The following is a 17714-nucleotide window of genomic DNA, read 5'->3' as shown; positions in this document are numbered from 1 at the left end:
TCGCTGCACGTTTATGCAATCGATTCGGTCTTCCGGCCGGGGAGCATCACCCACCGGGACACGACGAAGGTGACCGGGATGGCCGCGGCCGAGGCGAGCAGCGGCGCGAAGCGGCTGCCGGCGTGCAGGACGTCGACGATCAGGTACACGCCCGCCGTCGTGATCACGAAGTTGCTCAGGTTGGTCAGCGGGAACAGCAGGAATTTGCGCAGCGTCGGCCGTGTCCGGTAGGTGAAGCGCGCATTCAGGAAAAAGGAGCCGACCATGGCGAGCACGAAAGCCAGGACGTGCGCCGCCAGATAAGGGAGAACGGTCAGGAAAAGCAGGTAGAGACAGTAGTAGACGGCGGTGTTGAGAACGCCGACCGCCGCGAAGGTGAGAATCTGCCGCATCAGGGGATGAGATCTTTCGTTCGTTCCACGTTGGTCGCCTTCACCAGGAAGTGCGGGCGCCCCTTCACCTCGTAGTAGATGCGGCCGGTGTACTCCCCGATGACCCCCAGCATCACCATCTGCACGCCCGCGAGGGCGGTGACGGCGGTGACGATGGTCACGTAGCCGGGGGTCTGCACGCCGTTCACGAGCGCGGCGCCCACGATCCAGGCGGTGTAGAGGCCCGCGCAGAGCAGCAGGCCCACGCCGAGCCAGAGCGCGGCGCGCAGCGGGCGGTTGTTGAAGGAGAGCAGGCCGTCGAGGCCGTAGTTGAGCAGGCCGCGCAGGTTCCAGGAGCTGCGGCCGGCCTCGCGGACGGCGTTGTCGTACTCGAAGGTGGTGCTCGGGAAGCCCACCCAGGCGAACAGCCCCTTGGAGAAGCGGTTGTACTCGGTCAGGGCCAGAACCGCGTCCACCACCCGGCGCGACAGCATCCGGAAGTCCCCGACGCCGTCGACGAGTTCGACGTCGACCAGCCGGTTGACCAGCCGGTAGTACAGGCGGGCGGTGACGGTGCGGGTGAGCCGGTCGCCGGTGCGGGTGCGCCGGGCGATGACCTGGTCGTGGCCCTGTTCGCGCAGCTCGACCATGCGCCGGATCAACCGCGGCGGGTGCTGGAGGTCGGCGTCCATGACGACCACCGAGTCGCCGGAGGCATGCCGGAGACCGGCGAGCAGGGCCGCCTCCTTGCCGAAGTTGCGGCTGAAGGACACGTAGCGCACTCGCGGGTCGTGGTCGGCCAGCCTCCTCAGGACGCGGAGCGTACGGTCCCGGCTTCCGTCGTCCACGTACACGAACTCCATGTCGTGGCCGAGGGGCAGCAGTTCGTCGGCCACTTTCTGCACCTCCTCGTGGAAGCGGGCGACGACGTCCTGTTCGTTGTAGCAGGGCACGACGACGGTTATCAGCATGGTGGTCCCCCTGGGCGTGGTCAGCGAGCGGCGGTCAAACGCTCGCGCGGTGACGTGGTCGTGGGCGGTGCCGGAGCCCGCCGGCGGCGGACGGCGGTGAGGACGGCCCACAGGGCGAGGACGAGCAGCGAGCCGGCCCCCACCGCCGTGCCCAGCCGCAGTCCGGGTGGATGGAAGGTGCAGGTCAGGCTGGTTGTGGCGGCGGGCAGGGGAACGGCGACGAGGCCGTGGTACTCCCCCGCCGGCCGGGCCGGTCCGTCGCCCGCCGCGCACCGCCAGCCGGCGATCCGGGGCGCGGCGACGACCGCGATCCCCTTGCTGCCGGCGGGCAGCCGGGCGTGCACGGTGCCGTCGGAGACGGTGACCTCCGTGGCGCCGGTGGCCTTCAGGCGCGCGGCGGCGGCGCCCAGCCGGCGGGTGTCGAGGCAGCCGACGGCGTCGGGCGGGATGCGGCCGGGCCGGGTGGGGCTCAGCCGGATCCGCAGCTCCCCGGTGGCGGGGGCCGTGCCGAGCGGTGCCGTGCCGGCGCGGTTGCGGGCGGCGCGGGAGTTGAACCAGGCGGTGGGCCCGCCGTCGAGCCGGGCGCTGCCGGAGTAGTGCGGGGCCCACAGGTTCACCTGGGTCCCGGCCGGGCAGCGGGCGGTGATCACGGGCCGGGTCAGGGCGTCGTGGGAGCCGACCCGGCGCGCGGGCAGCGGCCGGCCCGCGTCGTCGTACACCCGGAGCCGGGCCACGGTGTAGACGCGGCTGCCGAGCAGGATCTCCTGGTTGCGGTAGGGCGAGGTGCCGAAGGGACGCCGGTCCGGGGTGCTCCGGACCGTCACCAGGGGCGGTACGTCCCGCCGGGTCACGCGCGCGGGGCGTTCGGCCGGTGGCGCGTGCCGCTGGTGCGGGTCCGGCGGGGAGTGCACCCGGGCGCCGACGGAGAAGATCACGTCCGTGACGGCGTTGTCCAGGCTCTGCACGCTGCGGCCGCGGGAGGTCCAGCCGTCGCCGAGCGCGGTCAGGGTGCGGCTGAGGACGTCGGAGGTCAGGGAGCTGTAGTACTGGGCGCCCTGGCCGCCCACCAGCAGCGGGTCGTTGCCGACGGTCTGCTCGCGGCCGGGGTCGGTGCGGTGGCGGGGCCAGTCGTCGGCCCGGGCGATCAGGGCCGACTGCCGTTCCTGCCGTGCGCCCCAGGGGGCGTAGTCGTCCATGTGCGCGAGGCGCAGCCGGGTGGCCACGGCCGAGGTGGCGGCGCTCTCCCCGATCTGCGTGCCGAGCAGCAGGACGACGGCCAGCCCGGCGAGCCGGCGGCGGTGCCCGGCGCGGGCCAGCAGGGCGAGTCCGCCCAGCGCCCCGGCGACGGCGAGCAGCAGCACGGGCCAGGTGAAGAAGCGGACCGGGCCGGTGCCGGCGGCGAGGACGGCGATCAGCGCGAGCAGCGCGCCCGCCGCACCGAGGGCCCGCGGTCCGGGCGGGCCGTACGACAGGATCTGCCAGGCGGCGACGACGAGGAACCCGCACACCACGAAGGTCTGCCGGTAGGGGCTGCCCTGCGGGGTGGCGAAGGCGTGCCAGACCAGGTGGGTGGGTGCCCACTGGAGGGAGAGGACCGCCAGGAGCACCAGGGCGGTCCAGCCCGCGCGGACCCGTCCGGGGACCGCGCGGTGGAAGGGCAGGGCGAGGGCCAGCAGCAGCGCGGTGGTGCCGACGTAGAGGGCCGGTGAGCCCCAGCCGTACGCCGTCGGCAGCAGCCGGGCGAGCAGGGTCCCGGCCGGTACCGGGCCGAACGTGGTCTGCCGGCCCGGGTACGCGTGCCGGGTGCCGAAGTAGACGACCGCGACCAGCGGGGCGGCGAGGCCCACGCCGAGGGCGGTGGTGAGCACGGCGCGGCCGGCCGCCGCGAGGGCCTGCCGGCGCGGCGGCCGGGTGAGCGCGAGCCGGAGCAGCAGCACCAGGGCGGCGCCGAGGGTGGCCATGTACGCGGTGTAGAAGTTGGCGGTCCAGGCGAGGGCGACGACCAGGACCGCGGCCGGGGCCCGGCGTCCGGTGAGCGCCCACTCGCCGGCCAGGCAGAGCAGGGGCAGGGCGATCAGGCCGTCGAGCCACATGGGGTTGTAGTCGGCGTCGGCGAGGGTCCAGCCGCACAGCGCGTAGGCGGCGCCGAGCAGGCCGGCCGCCCACCAGGGGCCGGGGCGCAGCGTGCGAAGCAGCCAGGCCATGGCCGCGGCGGCGGCCGCGGTCTTCAGCAGGGTGATCACGTACACGGCGAGGTCGATCCGGTCCCGCGGGAAGAGGACGACCAGCGGGGCGAACGGGCTGGCGAGGTAGGTGCCGAGGTCGGGCAGGAAGCTGGCGCCGTATCCGGACTGCCAGTTGACGTAGAGGCCGCCGTCGCCCCGGCCGTGCAGCAGGTCCCAGAGGTGGGCGTGGAAGGGCACGAACTGGTTGCCGAGGTCGTTGACGGCGCGGGTGCGGGGCCCGAAGGGCCGGCAGCGCGCGAGGACGTCGCCGGCGCAGAGCGCGAGGACCGTGACGGCTCCGGCGAGCAGGGCGGCGGCCGTTCCCGGCCGGGGCGTCGCTTTCACACCCCGTTCCTTTCCGGGCGTCGCCCCGCGTTCCCGTGCGCAGTCTGCATTTCGGCGTTCCTCACAGGATGTGTGCCCCGGTTTTTTCGCCGACTTAGACGGGAGGCGTTTCCGGATGGTTGTGTGCGCACCGGAAAGTGACGTGTTTTTCTCCGGGTTCGGGAAACACCGCGTGCATTGCATGGCCGGCAGGGAAACTCCGCTTTTCCGTGCGGTGTTCTCCGGGTGACCGGCCGGGCGCCCGGCCGGTCCCGGGGAGGGGCGGGCGCGTCGTGGGGGCGGGGCCGGGCCCCGTAGGCTCGGCCCATGCATGGGTCGCCGACGTACGTCGCGGTGCCGGGTTCCTCCGCCGGACGGGGGCCGCTCGCCCGCCCCGCCCCTCCGGGCCTCCGCCGCGGGATGGCCGGCGGGGGCCGGGGTGGGGCGCCCGCGGCCCGCGGGAGCGCGTCCGGGGCCACCGGCCGTGCCGGGGTACGGGCCCGTACGGGGGCCGGGGCGCCCGCGGGCCCGCGGCGCCGGTCCGGGCGGGGCGAGCGGTGAGCGGGTCGTGGCCGGTGCCCGACGTGCTGGCCCACCTCGCCGGACGCTGGCGGGTGGAGCGCGTCGTGCGGGACCTGGCGGGCGGGGCCGAGGGGCGCTTCTCGGGGGTGACGGTCTTCGGAGCGCTGGACGGCGGCGGGCTGCTGCACGAGGAGTCGGGGACCTTCACCTGGCAGGGCGTGGCGCGGCCGGCCACCCGGACCCTGCGCTTCCTGCCGGGCGGGACGCCCGGCCGGGCGGACGTGCGGTTCGCCGACGGGCGGCCCTTCCACGACCTGGACCTGACCACCGGGCACCACATCGCCGAGCACCCCTGCGCGGCCGACCTGTACCGGGGCGAGTTCACCGTCCGGGACGCCGACCACTGGCGCACGGTGTGGCGGGTCGGCGGCCCGGCGAAGGACCTCCTCCTCACGACCGACTACGAGCGCGACGGCTGACCCGGCACCCCGCCCGGGCCCGGGACGCGGCGCCGGCGGACCGTGCCGGGGAGGGGGCCGGGGTGCCGCTGCCGCCGGGCCGTCACGCGCCGGCCGCGCCCCCGAAGGTGTGCACCATCCACTGGTCGGGACGGTCCAGCGGCTCGAAGCCCAGCCTCTCGTACACCCCGTGCGCGTCGGCCGTCACCAGCGCCAGCCGCCGCAGGCCGAGGGGTGCCAGGTGGTCGCGTATGCGGGCGACGAACGCCGTGCCGAGGCCCGCGCCCCGCACGGCCGGGTCGACGTACACGTCGGCGAGCCAGGCGAACAGGGCGTGGTCGGTGACCACGCGCGCGTACGCCACCTGCCCGCCCGACGCGGTCGCGTAGAGCCCGAAGTTGAGCGAGGACGCCATCGCCCGCTCGTGCCGCTCCCGGGAACGGCCGAGCGCCCAGTAGGCGTCGCCCGACAGCCAGTCGTGCACGCGGTCCACGTCGACGCGGGCGGGGTCGGCGGAGAACTCGTACCCCTCGGGGAGGGCGGGTTCCGCGGGGAGGGCGGGTTCCGCGGGGCGGGCTGGTTCCTCGGGGAAGGCGGGCGCATCACTCATGCCGGGATCATCACAGGCCCGGCCGCGGGGTGACGACCCGTTTTCCGATCGTCTCGTCGCAGGCCGCCCGCAGCCGCCGTGCGCCCTCCGCGATCTCGCCCGTGCCGGCCACCGCCGCGAAGCTGAGGCGGACGTGGGCGGCGGGGGGCTCGGCGCTGAAGTAGGGGCGGCCGGGGGCGAGGGCGACGCCCGCGCGCAGGGCCGCCGCGGCCAGCGCGGCCTCGTCGGTGCCGTCGGGCAGGCGCAGCCACAGGTGGTAGCCGCCGGACGGGACGTGGGGCAGGCCGAGTTCGGGCAGCAGCCGGGCGAGCGCGCCCGTCAGGGCGTCACGGCGGGTCTTCAGCTCGGCCGACAGCGCCCGCAGGTGGCGGGGCCAGGCCGGGGAGCCGACGAGTTCCAGGGCGGCCTCCTGGAGCGGGCGCGGGACGAAGAAGCTGTCCACGACCTGGATCGCGCGCAGGCGTTCCAGCACCGGCCCGCGCGCGGCCAGGGCGCTCACCCGGAAACTGGGCGAGGTCGCCTTGGTCAGCGAGCCGACGTGGACCACCACGCCGTCCGGGTCGTCGGCGGCCAGGGGGCGGGGCAGCGGACCGGCGTCGGCGTGCACGAGCCGGCGGACGAAGTCGTCCTCCACGACGAACGCGCCCGCCTCGCGCGCGATGCGCAGCACCTCGGCGCGCCGGGCGGGCGCCAGGACCGCGCCGGTCGGGTTCTGGAACAGCGGCTGGCAGACGAACACCCGGGCGCCGGTGGCGTGGAAGGCGTCCGCGAGCAGGTCGGGGCGGACCCCGCCGGGGTCCACCGGCACCGGGACGGGCCGCAAACCGGCAGCGCGGGCGAGGGCGAGCATGCCCGGGTAGGTGGGGGACTCCACGAGCACCGGGGCGCCGGGCGGGGCGAGCGCGCGCAGGGCGGTGGCCAGGGCCGCCTGGCCGCCCGCCGCGATCAGCACCTCGGCGGCGGTGACGGCGCCGCCGATGCCGCGCGCGAACCACTCCCGCAGCTCCGGCAGGCCCTCCAGGGGCGGCCTCCCCCAGGCTCCGGGCCGCCGGCCGGCCCGGGCCAGGGCCGCCGCCATGGCCCGCTCCGGCTGGAGGAAGGGGTGCAGGTAGCCGCCGTTGAACTCCAGCACCCCGGGCGGCGGGGCGGCCAGCGAGACCGTGACGCCCGAGGCGTCCACCGTGCGCGGTACGAGGTCGGCGGCGCCGTCGGCGCTCAGCGCGACCTCCTGCCAGGAGGTGTCCCCGGCGGGCGGCTCCGCCCGGTGCGGCCGGGCCCGGAAGGCGCCGGCGCCGGGGCGGGTCACGACCAGGCCCTCGGCGGCGAGCTGCGCCAGGGCCCGCGAGACGGTCACCGGACTCACCCGGAACCGGTCGACCAGCGCACGGCTCGACGGCAGCTTTCCACCAGGAGAGTAGCGGTCCAGCTCTCGCCTGAGCTGTTCTGCCAGTTCGCCCACACTGCTACGCTGTTCCATGAGAGTAGAGAGTAGCGCTACTGCGACCCGTCCGATAGCAGTCACCGCCCGGCGCGAACCGCGCAGCCTCGGCGCCGTCCAAGCCGCCCTCGGCGTGGTCGCCTTCTCCCTGACCTTCCCGGCGACCGCCTGGGGTCTGGAGAGCTTCGGCCCCTGGTCCCTGGTGGCGGTGCGCGGGGTGCTCGCTGCCGCGGTGGCCGGCGGCTGTCTGCTCCTGCTGCGGGTACGGCTCCCGGCGCGGCGCCACCTGCCGGGCCTGGCCGTGGTCGCCGTCGGCGTGGTGCTGGGGTTCCCGCTGCTGACCACGCTCGCCCTGGAGACGTCCACCACGGCCCACGCGGCCGTCGTGGTGGGTCTGCTGCCGCTGACCACCGCCGTGTTCTCGGCCCTGCGCACCGGCGCCCGCCCGTCCCGCCGGTTCTGGCTGGCGGCCGTGGCCGGCGCGGTGGCCGTGCTCGCCTTCACGCTCGGCCAGAGCGGCGGCGCGCTCACCACCGCCGACGGCTACCTCTTCGCGGCCCTCCTGGTGTGCGCGGCCGGGTACACCGAGGGCGGCCGGCTGGCCCGGGTCATGCCCGGCTGGCAGGTCATCGCCTGGGCGCTGGTGCTGTGCCTGCCGCTCGGCGTGCCCGCCTCCGTGGTGGCGCTGGCCCACGAGCCGGTGCACCTCACCGGGCACGGCATCGCGGGCCTGCTGTGGCTGGCGGTCGGGTCGCAGTTCATCGGGCTGGTCGTCTGGTACCGCGGGATGGCGGCCATCGGCATCCCGCGGGCCAGCCAGTTGCAGTTGGCCCAGCCCCTACTCACACTGGTGTGGTCGGCGCTTCTGCTGGGCGAGCACTTCACGGCGGCCGCTCCACTGACCGCCCTCGCGGTGCTCGTGTGCATCGCCGTCACGCAGCGGTCGTGATCGTGAGGAGGGCCTGTCAGATGCACGCATCCAAGGGCGACCGGCTTGTCCAGCACGGCAGGGTGGTGGGCCAGCACGACCAGGTCACCGAAGTCGTCGAAGTACTCGGGCAGGAGGGCAACCCGCCCTACCGGGTCCGCTTCCAGGACGGGCACGAGGCGATCATGTCCCCCGGGCCCGACTGCCAGGTCAGGCACCAGGACGAACAGCGCCAGTAGCCGTCACGGCGGAGTCGCCGGCCCCCGGTAGTGGTCGGCGACCGCCCGCGCCGCCGCCCCGGCCGGATCGGCAGCGAGGTCCCCGGCGGCGAGGAGCACGTGCCCGCGCACCTCCGGGTCCGGTGCCGGTGGAGCCGCGGGACGACGTGGTCGATCCGGTGGTCGCTCGCGTGCAAGTCCCGTACGTCCGCACGCCCGCCCGGGTGTCGGAGCCGCGCGGGTCGGTCGCCGCGTTCCGCCACACCCCGAACGGGCTGATGCCGGCCTTGGTGCCGGGACGGATCCGCCTGATGCCGGCGGGCCGCGCACCAGCGCTGTGCCGCCGCCAGGCGGCCCGGGTCGCAGTGGAGCCGGCCGCCGTACCGCACCACCCGGCCGGGGTGCGCGCGGGCCGCCCGGAACGGGTGTGGCCGGCGACGCGGTACGGGTGGGACCAGGCGCGCAGCCGCAGCCCCCGGCGTGGGCCTCGGTGACGGCCGTGCCGGACGGGTCCCGGCCCGGGTCACCGCCCTGGGTCCCGGTGGGGTGTTCGGACCATGGCTCGTACGGCGACGGCCACAGCGTGTCGGCCGCGGGCCGGGCCTGGAGGAGCACCGTGTCGAGCCGGTCCCGCACCGCCCGGTCGAGGTGGGCGGTCGGCTCCGCCCGCTGCTCGGCCGCCGTCCGGCCGGGCACGGAGGGCCGGTCCCGGTTACGCACCGCAGCGATCCGGACGCCCCGCATCCCGACCGCCGTGCGCCGCGGGCCGGCCGTCGCGCCCGCGGCACCGGCCGGGGCCTGCGCGGCGAGGGCCGGCAGCGCGGCCAGGGCGAAGGTCCGCCGCGGCAGGGGCCCCACCCGGGATTCCCCCATACGTCCTGATCCGCTCGGTCACGGACCGTCACGCGCGCCGGGATGCCGCCACCCGGCCGATCGATCATCGATACTTGGCGGTAGCGTGCACGGTCGGAGCAGGCGCCGAAACCCGGGGGTCCTGCCAGCCAGCCGGAAGACCAGCGAAGGGGACGATGTGACCGACATCGAGCGCGTCGGAGTCGTGGGCTGCGGCCAGATGGGCGCGGGCATCGCCGAGGTGTGCGCCCGCGCCGGACTGGATGTGAAGGTCGCCGAGACCACCGGCGAGGCCCTGGAGATCGGCCGTACCCGGCTGTTCAACTCCCTGGCCAAGGCCGCCGAGCGCGGCAAGATCAGCGAGGAGGAGCGGGACGCGACACTGGCGCGGCTGAGCTTCACCACCGACCTCGGCGAGTTCGCGGACCGCGACCTCGTGATCGAGGCCGTCGTCGAGAACGAGCAGGTGAAGACGGAGATCTTCCAGGTGCTCGACCAGGTGGTGACCCGGCCGGACGCGATCCTCGCCTCCAACACCTCCTCCATCCCGCTGGTGAAGCTGGCGGTCTCGACCTCCCGCCCGGACCATGTCGTCGGCGTCCACTTCTTCAACCCGGCACCGGTGCAGAAGCTGGTCGAGCTGATCCCGGCGCTCACCACCTCCGAGGGCACGCTCAGCCGCGCTCAGGTCTTCGCCGAGAAGGTGCTCGGCAAGCACGCCATCCGCGCCCAGGACCGCTCCGGGTTCGTGGTGAACGCGCTGCTGGTGCCCTACCTGCTGTCGGCGATCCGGATGTTCGAGTCGGGCATCGCGAGCCGCGAGGACATCGACAACGGCATGGAGCTGGGCTGCGCCCACCCGATGGGCCCGCTGAAGCTCTCCGACCTCATCGGCCTGGACACCATCGTGTCCATCGCCAACTCGATGTACACCGAGTACAAGGAGCCGCTGTACGCCGCTCCCCCGCTGCTCCAGCGCATGGTCGAGGCGGGCCGGCTCGGCCGGAAGACCGGCTCGGGCTTCTACACGTACGGCTGATCACGCAGAGCGACACCCATGGGCCCGGCGCTCGGACGAGTGCCGGGCCCATGGGTTTCACACACCGTGTGCGCGCCGGGCACGCATATGCCCGTCACACACGCTCCCCACGCGCCCACCAGGCGAGTTGACTCAGCATGCGCACGCAAGGGATGCGGACCATCCACTTCGACTACCGAAAGGAGCGGGCCCGTGACCGTCGATCCGGAGCATCCCGTGGTCCATGGAGAACTCGCAGAGTTACGGCGCCGCCTCGACGTGGCCTACGCCCGTGTCGAGGGAGGACTGGCACTGCTGCGCCACCGCACCGAGGAGACCGCCAAGGAGCTGGACGACCTGAACTCCCGGATGGCCTCGCTGGAACACACGCGCTGGCCGCTGCCCTCGCTCGCCGCGCTGACCGCGCTCGGGGCGCTCGTGGTGACGGTCTGGCAGGCGCTGGCCGGCCACTGAACGGCCTTTCCGTCAGCCTTCGCTGAGCCTGAGGTGGTGCAACAGGAGTAAGGCGGCCGCCATGTTGGCGGCCGGGACCTCCCCGCGGGCGATCAGGTCGGGGACCAGCTTGAGGGGCACCCACTCCCGCCGGTCCGACTCGAAGTCGTCCACCGGGTGCCCGATGTACTCGCCCCGGTCGGCCCAGTAGACGTGGTGCCGGGCGTCGGTGAGTCCGTTGGACGGCTCCACGCTCATGAGGTGGTGCAGGGGCCCCGGCCGCCAGCCGGTCTCCTCCTCCAGTTCCCGGGCAGCCGCGCGCTCGATGTCCTCTCCGTCCTCGACGACGCCCGCGGCCAGCTCCCACCCCCAGCTGTCGGTGATGAAGCGGTGCCGCCACAGCAGCAGCACCTCGTTCGCCTCGTTGACGACCGTGGCCACGGCCACGGGGCGCAGCCGGATGAGGAAGTGGTCCAGGTGCCTGCCGTCCGGCAGCTCGACGTCTGCGAGATTGACGCTGAACCACCGGTTCTCATAAACAGTTTGTTCGTTCTGTTTCGTCCACTGCACGGTTCTGCCACCTTCCGCCGGGTAAGTGGCAATATCGCAGCAGGAACGAGCTGCCCACAGTGGGTCTAGAGCGGTACGCGCAGCGCTCCGTCGATCAGCTCGGCGGCCTCGTTGGTCCCCGCCGAGCCGCAGCGCGCCAGGTGCTCGCGCACCGCCCGGAGTCTGTCGCGCAGCCGCTGCGACTCCATTCCGCGGGCCTGCTCCGCCATCTGCACCGCGGTGGCCACCGCCTTGTCGGCGTTGCCCTGGCGCAGCTCGATGGTGCTGAGCATGGCCAGCCGGTGCACCCTCCCCCGGTCGTGGGCCGGGATGCCGACGGCCGCCGCCGCGTGCTCCCGGGCCGCGGCCAGCTCACCGAGGCTGAGCAGCGCCTCGGCCACCTGCACGTTGACGAGCCCCGGCTGCACGTACCCGGTCTCGTCGGGCTCGTGGCCCCGCCGGATCCGGTCCGCCGCCGTCTCCGCGCGCCGGATGCAGGCCAGCGCGCCGCCGCTGTCGCCGAGGTGGGCGTACGCCTTGGCCTGCATCGCGTACAGGTCGGAGGCGAGCGCCGGGGTGAGGTGCCGGCCGGCGGCGCGCAGCGCCGCCTCGGCGAAGGCGACGGCCTGCCGGTACTCGCGCATGAACAGCGACTGGTTGACCAGCAGCGCGATCACGTACGCCCCGAGTCCGCGGTCCCCGCTGGCCTTCGCGAGCCGCAACGCCTGGTGGAAGTAGCGCTGGGCCAGGCCGTGCGCGTCGGAGTCGTAGGCGCAGATGCCCGCGATCGCCACCAGCCCGCCCGTCGCGCGGTGCAGTTGGCGGCCGGCCGCGTCGGTGTAGCCGCCGCGCAGCAGGGGCGCGGCCTCGGCGTTGAGGAAGCCGACGATCCGGGACCGGGTCGCGATCCCGCCGGCCTTCCGGTACATCTGCTCGTAGTGCGTGCGGGAGGCGCGCAGCATCTCGATGTCGGCCGCGGTGACCCGGTGCCGGCCGCCGCGGGAGACGTCGACGTCCTCGGGCGGGTTCTCCCACTCCCACACCGGCATCACGGCCGGGGTCCCGGTGACCGCCTGGGCACCCAGCACATGGGGGCGCTGCTGCTCGTCCGACCGCCACAAGGCGGTGGCCCGCTCCACGAACCCGGACAGCGAGCCGGGGTGCGGCGTGCCGGGTCCGCCGGGCACGCCGAGGCCGATGTCGTCCAGCGTGACCGGCCGGCGCAGCCTGCCGGCCAGCACCTCGCAGATCAGGTCGGGCACCTCGCCGCGGGGCCGCTGCCCTTTCAACCACCGCGCCACGGCGGTGTGTTCGTACCGCAGCGCGAGACCGCGGGCCCGTCCCGCCTGGTTGACGTGGGCGGCGAGACCGGCGTGCGAGATCCCCGCCTCGTCCAGGATGGCGTCGAGCAGAGTGTTGGGCTGCATGAGTGCCCCCCGAGTGGCCTGGTGCGGTCAGCGTAGTGGGTTCGGGTTCACACGGGGTGTGAACGGAATGCCCGCATCCGGGACGGGTGCGCGCTGTCGCGGGGCGGGTCCGCCCGATTGACTGGGGCGCCTCGCGAGAGGCCGGCCGGGCTGTCGGCTCCCCCTCGAACATCCGGCGGCCCGGGCCCGGCCGGGACGGCACAGCACAGCCCGGAACGGCACGGCACGGCACGGCTAACCGTGGGTCGTCGGCTGCGGGTGCGTGGCGGCGGTGGGCCGCGCGGAGGCGCCGTCGGCCGGTGCCTTCGGGGCGGCGCGGCGGACCGTGCCGCGGTCGTTGCGCAGGACCAGCACCGCGATGTCGTCCGCGGGTCTCCCGGCCGTGTGGCGCAGGAGGGCGCCGAAGACCGTGCGCAGCACCGTCTGCGGGGACACCGGGTGCTCGCGCACCACCTCGCGCAGCGCCTCGGCCAGCGGGAAGAACCGGCCCCGGCCGTCCCGGGCGTCCTCCGCGCCGTCGGTGAACAGCACGAGGGACTCGCCCGGCAGCAGCCGGCCGCGGGGAGCGGCCGCCGCCTCCGCCGGCAGCGGGAACGGGCCCAGCGGCGGGAGCGGGTCCGTGTGCGCCAGCGGGTCGACACGGGCGCCCCTGAGCAGATAGGGCCAGGGATGACCGCAGTTCAGGGCGCGCAGCTCGCCGTCCTGGCCGATCTCCAGGAGCAGCAGGGTGACGAACTCCTCGGCGACCGGGTTGTCCGGGTCGGCGCTGCCGAGCGCGGGGTGCTCGGCCCGGGCGCGTTCGCGCAGGTGCCGGGCGAGTGCGCGGTCCAGCCGACGCAGGACACGGCCCAGGTCGGGCTCGTCGTGGGCGGCCTCCCGGAAGCTGCCGAGCAGGGCGGCGACGGTGCCGAGGGCGGCCAGGCCGTGTCCCCGCACGTCGCCCATCACCACCCGGACCCCGTGTTCGGTGACGACGGCCTCGTAGAGATCGCCGCCGACGGACGCGCCCCGGTCGGCGGAGAGCTGGGCGGCGGCGACGTTCAGCCCGTCCAGCCGGGGCGGCAGCGGGCGCAGGACGACGCTCTGCGCGGCGCTCGCCGCCCGCCGGGCCAGCCGCAGTTCCTGGAGCAGGGCGCGGCGGACGTGGAATATCAGGCCGGTCCCGACGGCGAAGAACACGGCGCTGGTGACGATGCGCGCCCCGAGCCCGTTCTGCTGGGCGAGCGGGCAGCCGAACTTGTAGCCGACCGCGACGGCTCCCCAGACGGTGGGCAGGACGGCTGCCCGTCCGGTGGGCGCCCGTGCCTTGATGCGGATCATGCCTGTGGTCCCCCATGTGGGTCTGACAGAGCAGACGGACCGGCCCCGAAAGGCCGGTCCGATTCTGTCGACGGCACGACCCGGGCGGGCCGGATCACCCGCACTTCCCACCCGAACGAGTGAGACGCCCCACTGCGAGCCGCATTTATGCAGCTCGCGGCCGGGTCGGCGACCCCGGGAGGGGGCCGGGACCACCTTCGGGGCGCGGCGGCACCACATGCGCACGGCCGGTCACGGATCACCCGTGACCGGCCGTGCGCGGGGCCTCGACCGCGGTCAGCCCCTGAGCACCGCGCCCGTGCGCTCGCCCGCGAGGGCGACGGCCGCGTCCCGCGCGGCGGACGCCTCGTCCACGGTCAGCGTCCGGTCGGCCGCCCGGAACCGCAGCGCGTACGCCAGCGACTTGCGGCCGTCGCCGAGCTGCTCGGGGTTCTCGTAGACGTCGAACAGCCGGATGGACTCCAGGAGTTCGCCCGCGCCCTCGCGCAGCGCCGCCTCCACCTCGGCGGCCGGCACCGGCTTGTCGACGACGAGGGCGACGTCCTGCGTGGCCACCGGGAACGTGGAGATGCCCGGCGCCTGGGGGACGCCGTCGCCGGCCGCCTCCACGGCGTCCAGGTCCAGCTCCGCCGCACACGTGCGCTCGGGCAGCCCCAGCGCCTTGACGACCCGCGGGTGCAGCTCCCCCGCGTGCCCCACGACCTTCTCGGCACCGTCGGCGGCGATCACGAGTTCGGCGCAGCGGCCCGGGTGCCACGGACCGTACCGGCCCTTGCGGACGATCAGTTCGGCCCCGGCCTCGCGGGCGACCGTGCGCGCCGCCTCGACGGCGTCGGCCCAGTCCGCGGGACGGCCCTTGCCCCACCAGCCGGCCTGCTCGCGGGCGCCGGCGAGGACGACCGCGACGTGCCGCGGCTGCTCGGGCAGCGCGGCGTCCAGCGCGGCGATCTCCTCGTCGGTGGGACGGCGGTCGACGGGCAGGTGCCCGGCGACGCGCCGCTCCTCGCGCGGCAGGAAGACCAGGCCTGTCTCGAACAGCGCCAGATCGTGCGAGCCGCGGCCGTTGTTGCGCCGCAGGGCGCCCAGCAGGCCCGGCAGCAGCGTCGTGCGGAGCGCGGGCTCCTCGTCGCTGAGCGGGTTGACCAGCTTCACGACGCGGCGGGCCGGGTCGCCGGCCTCCAGGCCGAGCTGGTCGAAGACCTGCTCGGCGACGAACGGGTAGTTCGGCGCCTCGACGTAGCCCGCGCCGGCCAGTGCCCGGCCGACCCGGCGGTGCAGCCGCTGCCGGTGGGTCAGGCCGCGGCCCGCGGCGGGCTTGGGCAGCGTGGCGGGCAGGTTCTCGTAGCCCTCCAGCCGGATGACCTCTTCGGCCAGGTCGTTGGGGTCGGTCAGGTCCGGCCGCCAGGACGGGGCGGTGACGATCAGCTCGTCCTGCCCGTACACGTCGCAGCCGACCTCCTGGAGGCGGCGCACGACCGTCTCGCGGCCGTAGCCGACGCCCGCGACCTTGTCCGGGTGGTCCGCCGGGAGGGCGATGGTGCGCGGCGCCGAGGGCGCGACGACCTCGGTGACGCCGGCCTCCGCCGTGCCCCCCGCGAGGAGCACCAGCAGGTCCACGGTGCGCTGCGCGGCGGCCGCGGCGGCCTGCGGGTCGACGCCCCGCTCGAACCGGCGGGACGCCTCGGACAGCAGCTTGTGGCGGCGGGCGGTGCGGGCGACGGAGACGGCGTCGAAGTGCGCGGCCTCGATGACCACGCCGGTGGTCGCGTTCTGCACGTCCGTGTGGTCCGCGATCTCGGTGTCGGCGCCGCCCATCACGCCGGCGAGGCCGATCGGGCCGCGCTCGTCGGTGATGACCAGGTCCTCGGCGTGCAGGGTGCGCTCGACGCCGTCGAGGGTGACGAGCTTCTCGCCCTCCTCGGCCCGGCGCACGCCGAGCGGGCCCCGGACCAGGTTGCGGTCGTAGGCGTGCAGCGGCTGGCCCACCTCCATCATCACGTAGTTCGTGATGTCGACGGCGAGGGAGATCGGGCGCATGCCGACCTTCTGCAGCCGGCGCTGGAGCCAGAGCGGGGAGCGTGCCTCGGGGCGCAGGCCGGTGACCGTGCGGGTGGTGAAGCGGTCGCAGCCGAACGGCTCGGAGACCTGGACCGGGTAGCCGTAGGCGTTCGGCGCCGGCACGTCGATCAGGGCGGGGTCGCGCAGCGGCAGGCCGTAGGCGATGGCGGCCTCGCGGGCGACGCCGCGCAGGGACAGGCAGTCGCCGCGGTTGGCGGTGACGGCGATGTCCAGCACCTCGTCGACCAGTTCCAGCAGCTCGATGGCGTCCTTGCCGACCTCGGTCTCCGGCGGGAGCACGATGATGCCGTGGCTGCCGTCGTCGCCCATGCCCAGCTCGTCGCCGGAGCAGATCATGCCGTGGGACGTCTTGCCGTAGGTCTTGCGGGCGGCGATGGAGAAGCCGCCGGGCAGGGTGGCGCCGGGCAGGACCACGACGACCTTGTCGCCGACCGCGAAGTTGCGGGCGCCGCAGACGATCTCCTGGGGCTCGCCGGTGCCGTTGGCCCGGCCGACGTCGACCGTGCAGAAGCGGATCGGCTTCTTGAAGCCCTCCAGCTCCTCGATGGTCAGCACCTGGCCGACGACCAGGGGGCCCTTGAGGTCGGCGCCGAGCTGCTCGACGGTCTCGACCTCCAGACCGGCCGAAATGAGCTTGGCCTGGACGTCACGGCCGGTCTCGGTCGCCGGCAGGTCGACGTACTCCCGCAGCCAAGAAAGCGGGACCCGCATCAGATCTCCATCCCGAAGGGCCGGGTGAACCGGACGTCACCCTCGACCATGTCTCGCATGTCTTCGACGTTGTGGCGGAACATCAGCATCCGCTCGATGCCGAACCCGAAGGCGAAGCCGCTGTACTTCTCCGGGTCGACGCCGCAGGCGGTGAGCACCCGCGGGTTGACCATGCCGCAGCCGCCGAGCTCGATCCAGCCCTCGCTGGAGCAGGTGCGGCAGGGCCGGTCGGGGTTGCCGACGGAGTCGCCCTTGCAGACGTAGCAGAGCATGTCCATCTCGGCGCTCGGCTCGGTGAAGGGGAAGAAGTTCGGCCGCAGCCGGGTCTTCATGCCCTCGCCGAACAGGGACTGGACCATGTGGTCCAGGGTGCCCTTGAGGTCGGCCATGGTCAGGCCCTCGTCCACGGCCAGCAGCTCGACCTGGCGGAAGACCGGGGTGTGGGTGGCGTCCAGCTCGTCGGTGCGGTAGACGACGCCGGGGCAGATCACGTAGACCGGCGGCTCGCGGTCGAGCAGGGAGCGGATCTGCACGGGCGAGGTGTGGGTGCGCAGCACGACGCCGGAGTCGGCGCCGCCCTGGGCGTCCTGCACGAAGAACGTGTCGGCCTCGCCGCGGGCCGGGTGGTCCGGGCCGATGTTCAGGGCGTCGAAGTTGAACCACTCCGCCTCGACCTGCGGGCCCTCGGCGACCTCGTAGCCCATGGCGACGAAGATGTCCTCGATCCGCTCCGACAGCGTGGTCAGCGGGTGGCGGGCGCCGGCCGGCACGCGGTCGTAGGGCAGCGTGACGTCGACGTCCTCCTCCACCAGCACGCGGGCGTCCCGCTCGGCCTCCAGCTCGGCCTGGCGGGCGGCGAGGCCCTTGTTCACGGCGCCGCGGGCCATGCCGACGCGCTTGCCGGCGTCCGCCTTGGCGTGCGGGGGCAGGGCGCCGATCTCGCGGTTGGCGAGGGACAGCGGGGAGGCCGGGCCGGTGTGGGCGACCTTCGCCTCGTGGAGCGCGTCGAGGGAGTCCGCGGCGGCGAAGGCGGCGAGCGCCTCGTCCCGCATGCGCTCGATCTCTTCCGGTTTCAACGCCTCGACCTCGACAGGGTCGTACGACTTATTGGGTGCCGACATCTCTTCCCGTGCTTCCGTTTGTCCCCCAGCTGACGCTGGGGGGTGCCCCCTGGCGGATGGTCCCCGTCACCGACTCGCGAGGGCCGTGTGCAGGACACAAAGCTGCCAAAGGCCGAGTC

15 protein-coding genes and 1 pseudogene are annotated in these 17714 nt (G+C 74.5%); 5 read left to right on the top strand and 11 right to left on the bottom strand.

Annotated features, from left to right (window positions below):
* Positions 1-11: 11 nt before the first annotated feature.
* The 3 genes from ACZ4K2_RS12425 to ACZ4K2_RS12415 are packed head-to-tail and all read right to left on the bottom strand — an operon-like array spanning position 12 to position 3912.
* Positions 12-392, bottom strand: coding sequence for a GtrA family protein (locus ACZ4K2_RS12425; protein ID WP_467473175.1), 381 nt, complete (start codon positions 390-392; stop codon positions 12-14).
* Positions 392-1342 carry a glycosyltransferase family 2 protein gene (locus ACZ4K2_RS12420; protein ID WP_467473173.1) on the bottom strand — a complete coding sequence of 317 codons (951 nt, stop codon included), beginning with the start codon at positions 1340-1342 and terminating at the stop codon, positions 392-394. The genes ACZ4K2_RS12425 and ACZ4K2_RS12420 overlap by 1 nt, the downstream gene beginning before the upstream one ends.
* 20 nt (positions 1343-1362) lie before the next feature.
* Positions 1363-3912 carry a YfhO family protein gene (locus tag ACZ4K2_RS12415; RefSeq protein WP_467473171.1) on the bottom strand — a complete coding sequence of 850 codons (2550 nt, stop codon included), beginning with the start codon at positions 3910-3912 and terminating at the stop codon, positions 1363-1365.
* Between the two features lie 536 nt (positions 3913-4448).
* Here ACZ4K2_RS12415 and ACZ4K2_RS12410 point away from each other — a divergent pair.
* The gene (locus ACZ4K2_RS12410; protein WP_467473168.1) at positions 4449-4892 is read left to right on the top strand and encodes a DUF6314 family protein; all 444 of its coding nucleotides are present in this window, start codon (positions 4449-4451) and stop codon (positions 4890-4892) included.
* Positions 4893-4974: 82 nt separating this feature from the next.
* Here ACZ4K2_RS12410 and ACZ4K2_RS12405 read toward each other — a convergent pair whose 3' ends face one another.
* Together ACZ4K2_RS12405 and ACZ4K2_RS12400 are read right to left on the bottom strand one after the other, a co-directional pair.
* Complete coding sequence (locus tag ACZ4K2_RS12405; RefSeq protein ID WP_467473166.1) at positions 4975-5481, bottom strand: GNAT family N-acetyltransferase; 507 nt, start codon at positions 5479-5481, stop codon at positions 4975-4977.
* A gap of 10 nt (positions 5482-5491) precedes the next feature.
* The gene (locus ACZ4K2_RS12400) at positions 5492-6958 is read right to left on the bottom strand and encodes an aminotransferase-like domain-containing protein (protein ID WP_467473164.1); all 1467 of its coding nucleotides are present in this window, start codon (positions 6956-6958) and stop codon (positions 5492-5494) included.
* On the opposite strand from ACZ4K2_RS12400, the gene ACZ4K2_RS12395 reads away from it, so the two are divergent.
* Together ACZ4K2_RS12395 and ACZ4K2_RS12390 are read left to right on the top strand one after the other, a co-directional pair.
* The gene (locus ACZ4K2_RS12395) at positions 6957-7868 is read left to right on the top strand and encodes a DMT family transporter (RefSeq protein ID WP_467473163.1); all 912 of its coding nucleotides are present in this window, start codon (positions 6957-6959) and stop codon (positions 7866-7868) included. The genes ACZ4K2_RS12400 and ACZ4K2_RS12395 overlap by 2 nt on opposite strands.
* A 20-nt stretch (positions 7869-7888) precedes the next feature.
* On the top strand, positions 7889-8086 hold the full coding sequence (locus ACZ4K2_RS12390) for a DUF1918 domain-containing protein (RefSeq protein ID WP_467473161.1): 198 nt from the start codon (positions 7889-7891) through the stop codon (positions 8084-8086).
* A gap of 3 nt (positions 8087-8089) precedes the next feature.
* On the opposite strand, the pseudogene ACZ4K2_RS12385 reads toward ACZ4K2_RS12390, so the two are convergent.
* Positions 8090-8923 (bottom strand): annotated as a pseudogene (locus ACZ4K2_RS12385) (family 10 glycosylhydrolase).
* 172 nt (positions 8924-9095) lie between these two features.
* On the opposite strand from ACZ4K2_RS12385, the gene ACZ4K2_RS12380 reads away from it, so the two are divergent.
* Together ACZ4K2_RS12380 and ACZ4K2_RS12375 are read left to right on the top strand one after the other, a co-directional pair.
* A complete protein-coding gene (locus tag ACZ4K2_RS12380) occupies positions 9096-9956 on the top strand; it encodes a 3-hydroxybutyryl-CoA dehydrogenase (protein WP_467473159.1) in 861 nt (286 codons plus the stop codon).
* Between the two features lie 192 nt (positions 9957-10148).
* Entirely contained in the window at positions 10149-10409 is a 261-nt protein-coding gene (locus ACZ4K2_RS12375; RefSeq protein WP_467473156.1) for a hypothetical protein, read from the top strand.
* A 12-nt stretch (positions 10410-10421) separates the two neighbouring features.
* Here the strand turns inward: ACZ4K2_RS12375 and ACZ4K2_RS12370 are convergent, their stop codons facing one another.
* The 5 genes from ACZ4K2_RS12370 to pheS all read right to left on the bottom strand — a co-directional run bounded on the left by ACZ4K2_RS12370 (position 10422) and on the right by pheS (position 17595).
* Positions 10422-10958, bottom strand: a complete 537-nt coding sequence (locus ACZ4K2_RS12370; RefSeq protein WP_467473153.1) for an NUDIX hydrolase — start codon at positions 10956-10958, stop codon at positions 10422-10424.
* A 65-nt stretch (positions 10959-11023) separates the two neighbouring features.
* Positions 11024-12364 carry a transcriptional regulator gene (locus tag ACZ4K2_RS12365; protein WP_467473151.1) on the bottom strand — a complete coding sequence of 447 codons (1341 nt, stop codon included), beginning with the start codon at positions 12362-12364 and terminating at the stop codon, positions 11024-11026.
* 234 nt (positions 12365-12598) lie between these two features.
* On the bottom strand, positions 12599-13684 hold the full coding sequence (locus ACZ4K2_RS12360; RefSeq protein WP_467473149.1) for a PP2C family protein-serine/threonine phosphatase: 1086 nt from the start codon (positions 13682-13684) through the stop codon (positions 12599-12601).
* A gap of 276 nt (positions 13685-13960) precedes the next feature.
* Positions 13961-16474, bottom strand: coding sequence for a phenylalanine--tRNA ligase subunit beta (pheT, locus tag ACZ4K2_RS12355; RefSeq protein WP_467473147.1), 2514 nt, complete (start codon positions 16472-16474; stop codon positions 13961-13963).
* Positions 16474-17595, bottom strand: a complete 1122-nt coding sequence (pheS, locus tag ACZ4K2_RS12350; protein WP_467473146.1) for a phenylalanine--tRNA ligase subunit alpha — start codon at positions 17593-17595, stop codon at positions 16474-16476. The genes pheT and pheS overlap by 1 nt, the downstream gene beginning before the upstream one ends.
* Positions 17596-17714: the final 119 nt, after the last annotated feature.

Source organism: Streptomyces sp. NPDC025833 (genome assembly GCF_055558055.1).
Note: the sequence above shows the minus strand (reverse complement) of the source record. Positions and strands in the feature narration are given on the sequence as shown.

What these genes read in the sequence shown, in the direction of transcription:
- ACZ4K2_RS12390 (WP_467473161.1), top strand. Translation starts at nt 7,889, where the DNA reads ATGCACGCATCCAAGGGCGACCGGCTTGTCCAGCACGGCAGGGTGGTG.
- ACZ4K2_RS12420 (WP_467473173.1), bottom strand. Translation starts at nt 1,342, where the DNA reads ATGCTGATAACCGTCGTCGTGCCCTGCTACAACGAACAGGACGTCGTC.
- ACZ4K2_RS12405 (WP_467473166.1), bottom strand. Translation starts at nt 5,481, where the DNA reads ATGAGTGATGCGCCCGCCTTCCCCGAGGAACCAGCCCGCCCCGCGGAA.
- ACZ4K2_RS12400 (WP_467473164.1), bottom strand. Translation starts at nt 6,958, where the DNA reads ATGGAACAGCGTAGCAGTGTGGGCGAACTGGCAGAACAGCTCAGGCGA.
- ACZ4K2_RS12395 (WP_467473163.1), top strand. Translation starts at nt 6,957, where the DNA reads ATGAGAGTAGAGAGTAGCGCTACTGCGACCCGTCCGATAGCAGTCACC.
- pheS (WP_467473146.1), bottom strand. Translation starts at nt 17,595, where the DNA reads ATGTCGGCACCCAATAAGTCGTACGACCCTGTCGAGGTCGAGGCGTTG.
- ACZ4K2_RS12365 (WP_467473151.1), bottom strand. Translation starts at nt 12,364, where the DNA reads ATGCAGCCCAACACTCTGCTCGACGCCATCCTGGACGAGGCGGGGATC.
- pheT (WP_467473147.1), bottom strand. Translation starts at nt 16,474, where the DNA reads ATGCGGGTCCCGCTTTCTTGGCTGCGGGAGTACGTCGACCTGCCGGCG.
- ACZ4K2_RS12360 (WP_467473149.1), bottom strand. Translation starts at nt 13,684, where the DNA reads ATGATCCGCATCAAGGCACGGGCGCCCACCGGACGGGCAGCCGTCCTG.
- ACZ4K2_RS12425 (WP_467473175.1), bottom strand. Translation starts at nt 392, where the DNA reads ATGCGGCAGATTCTCACCTTCGCGGCGGTCGGCGTTCTCAACACCGCC.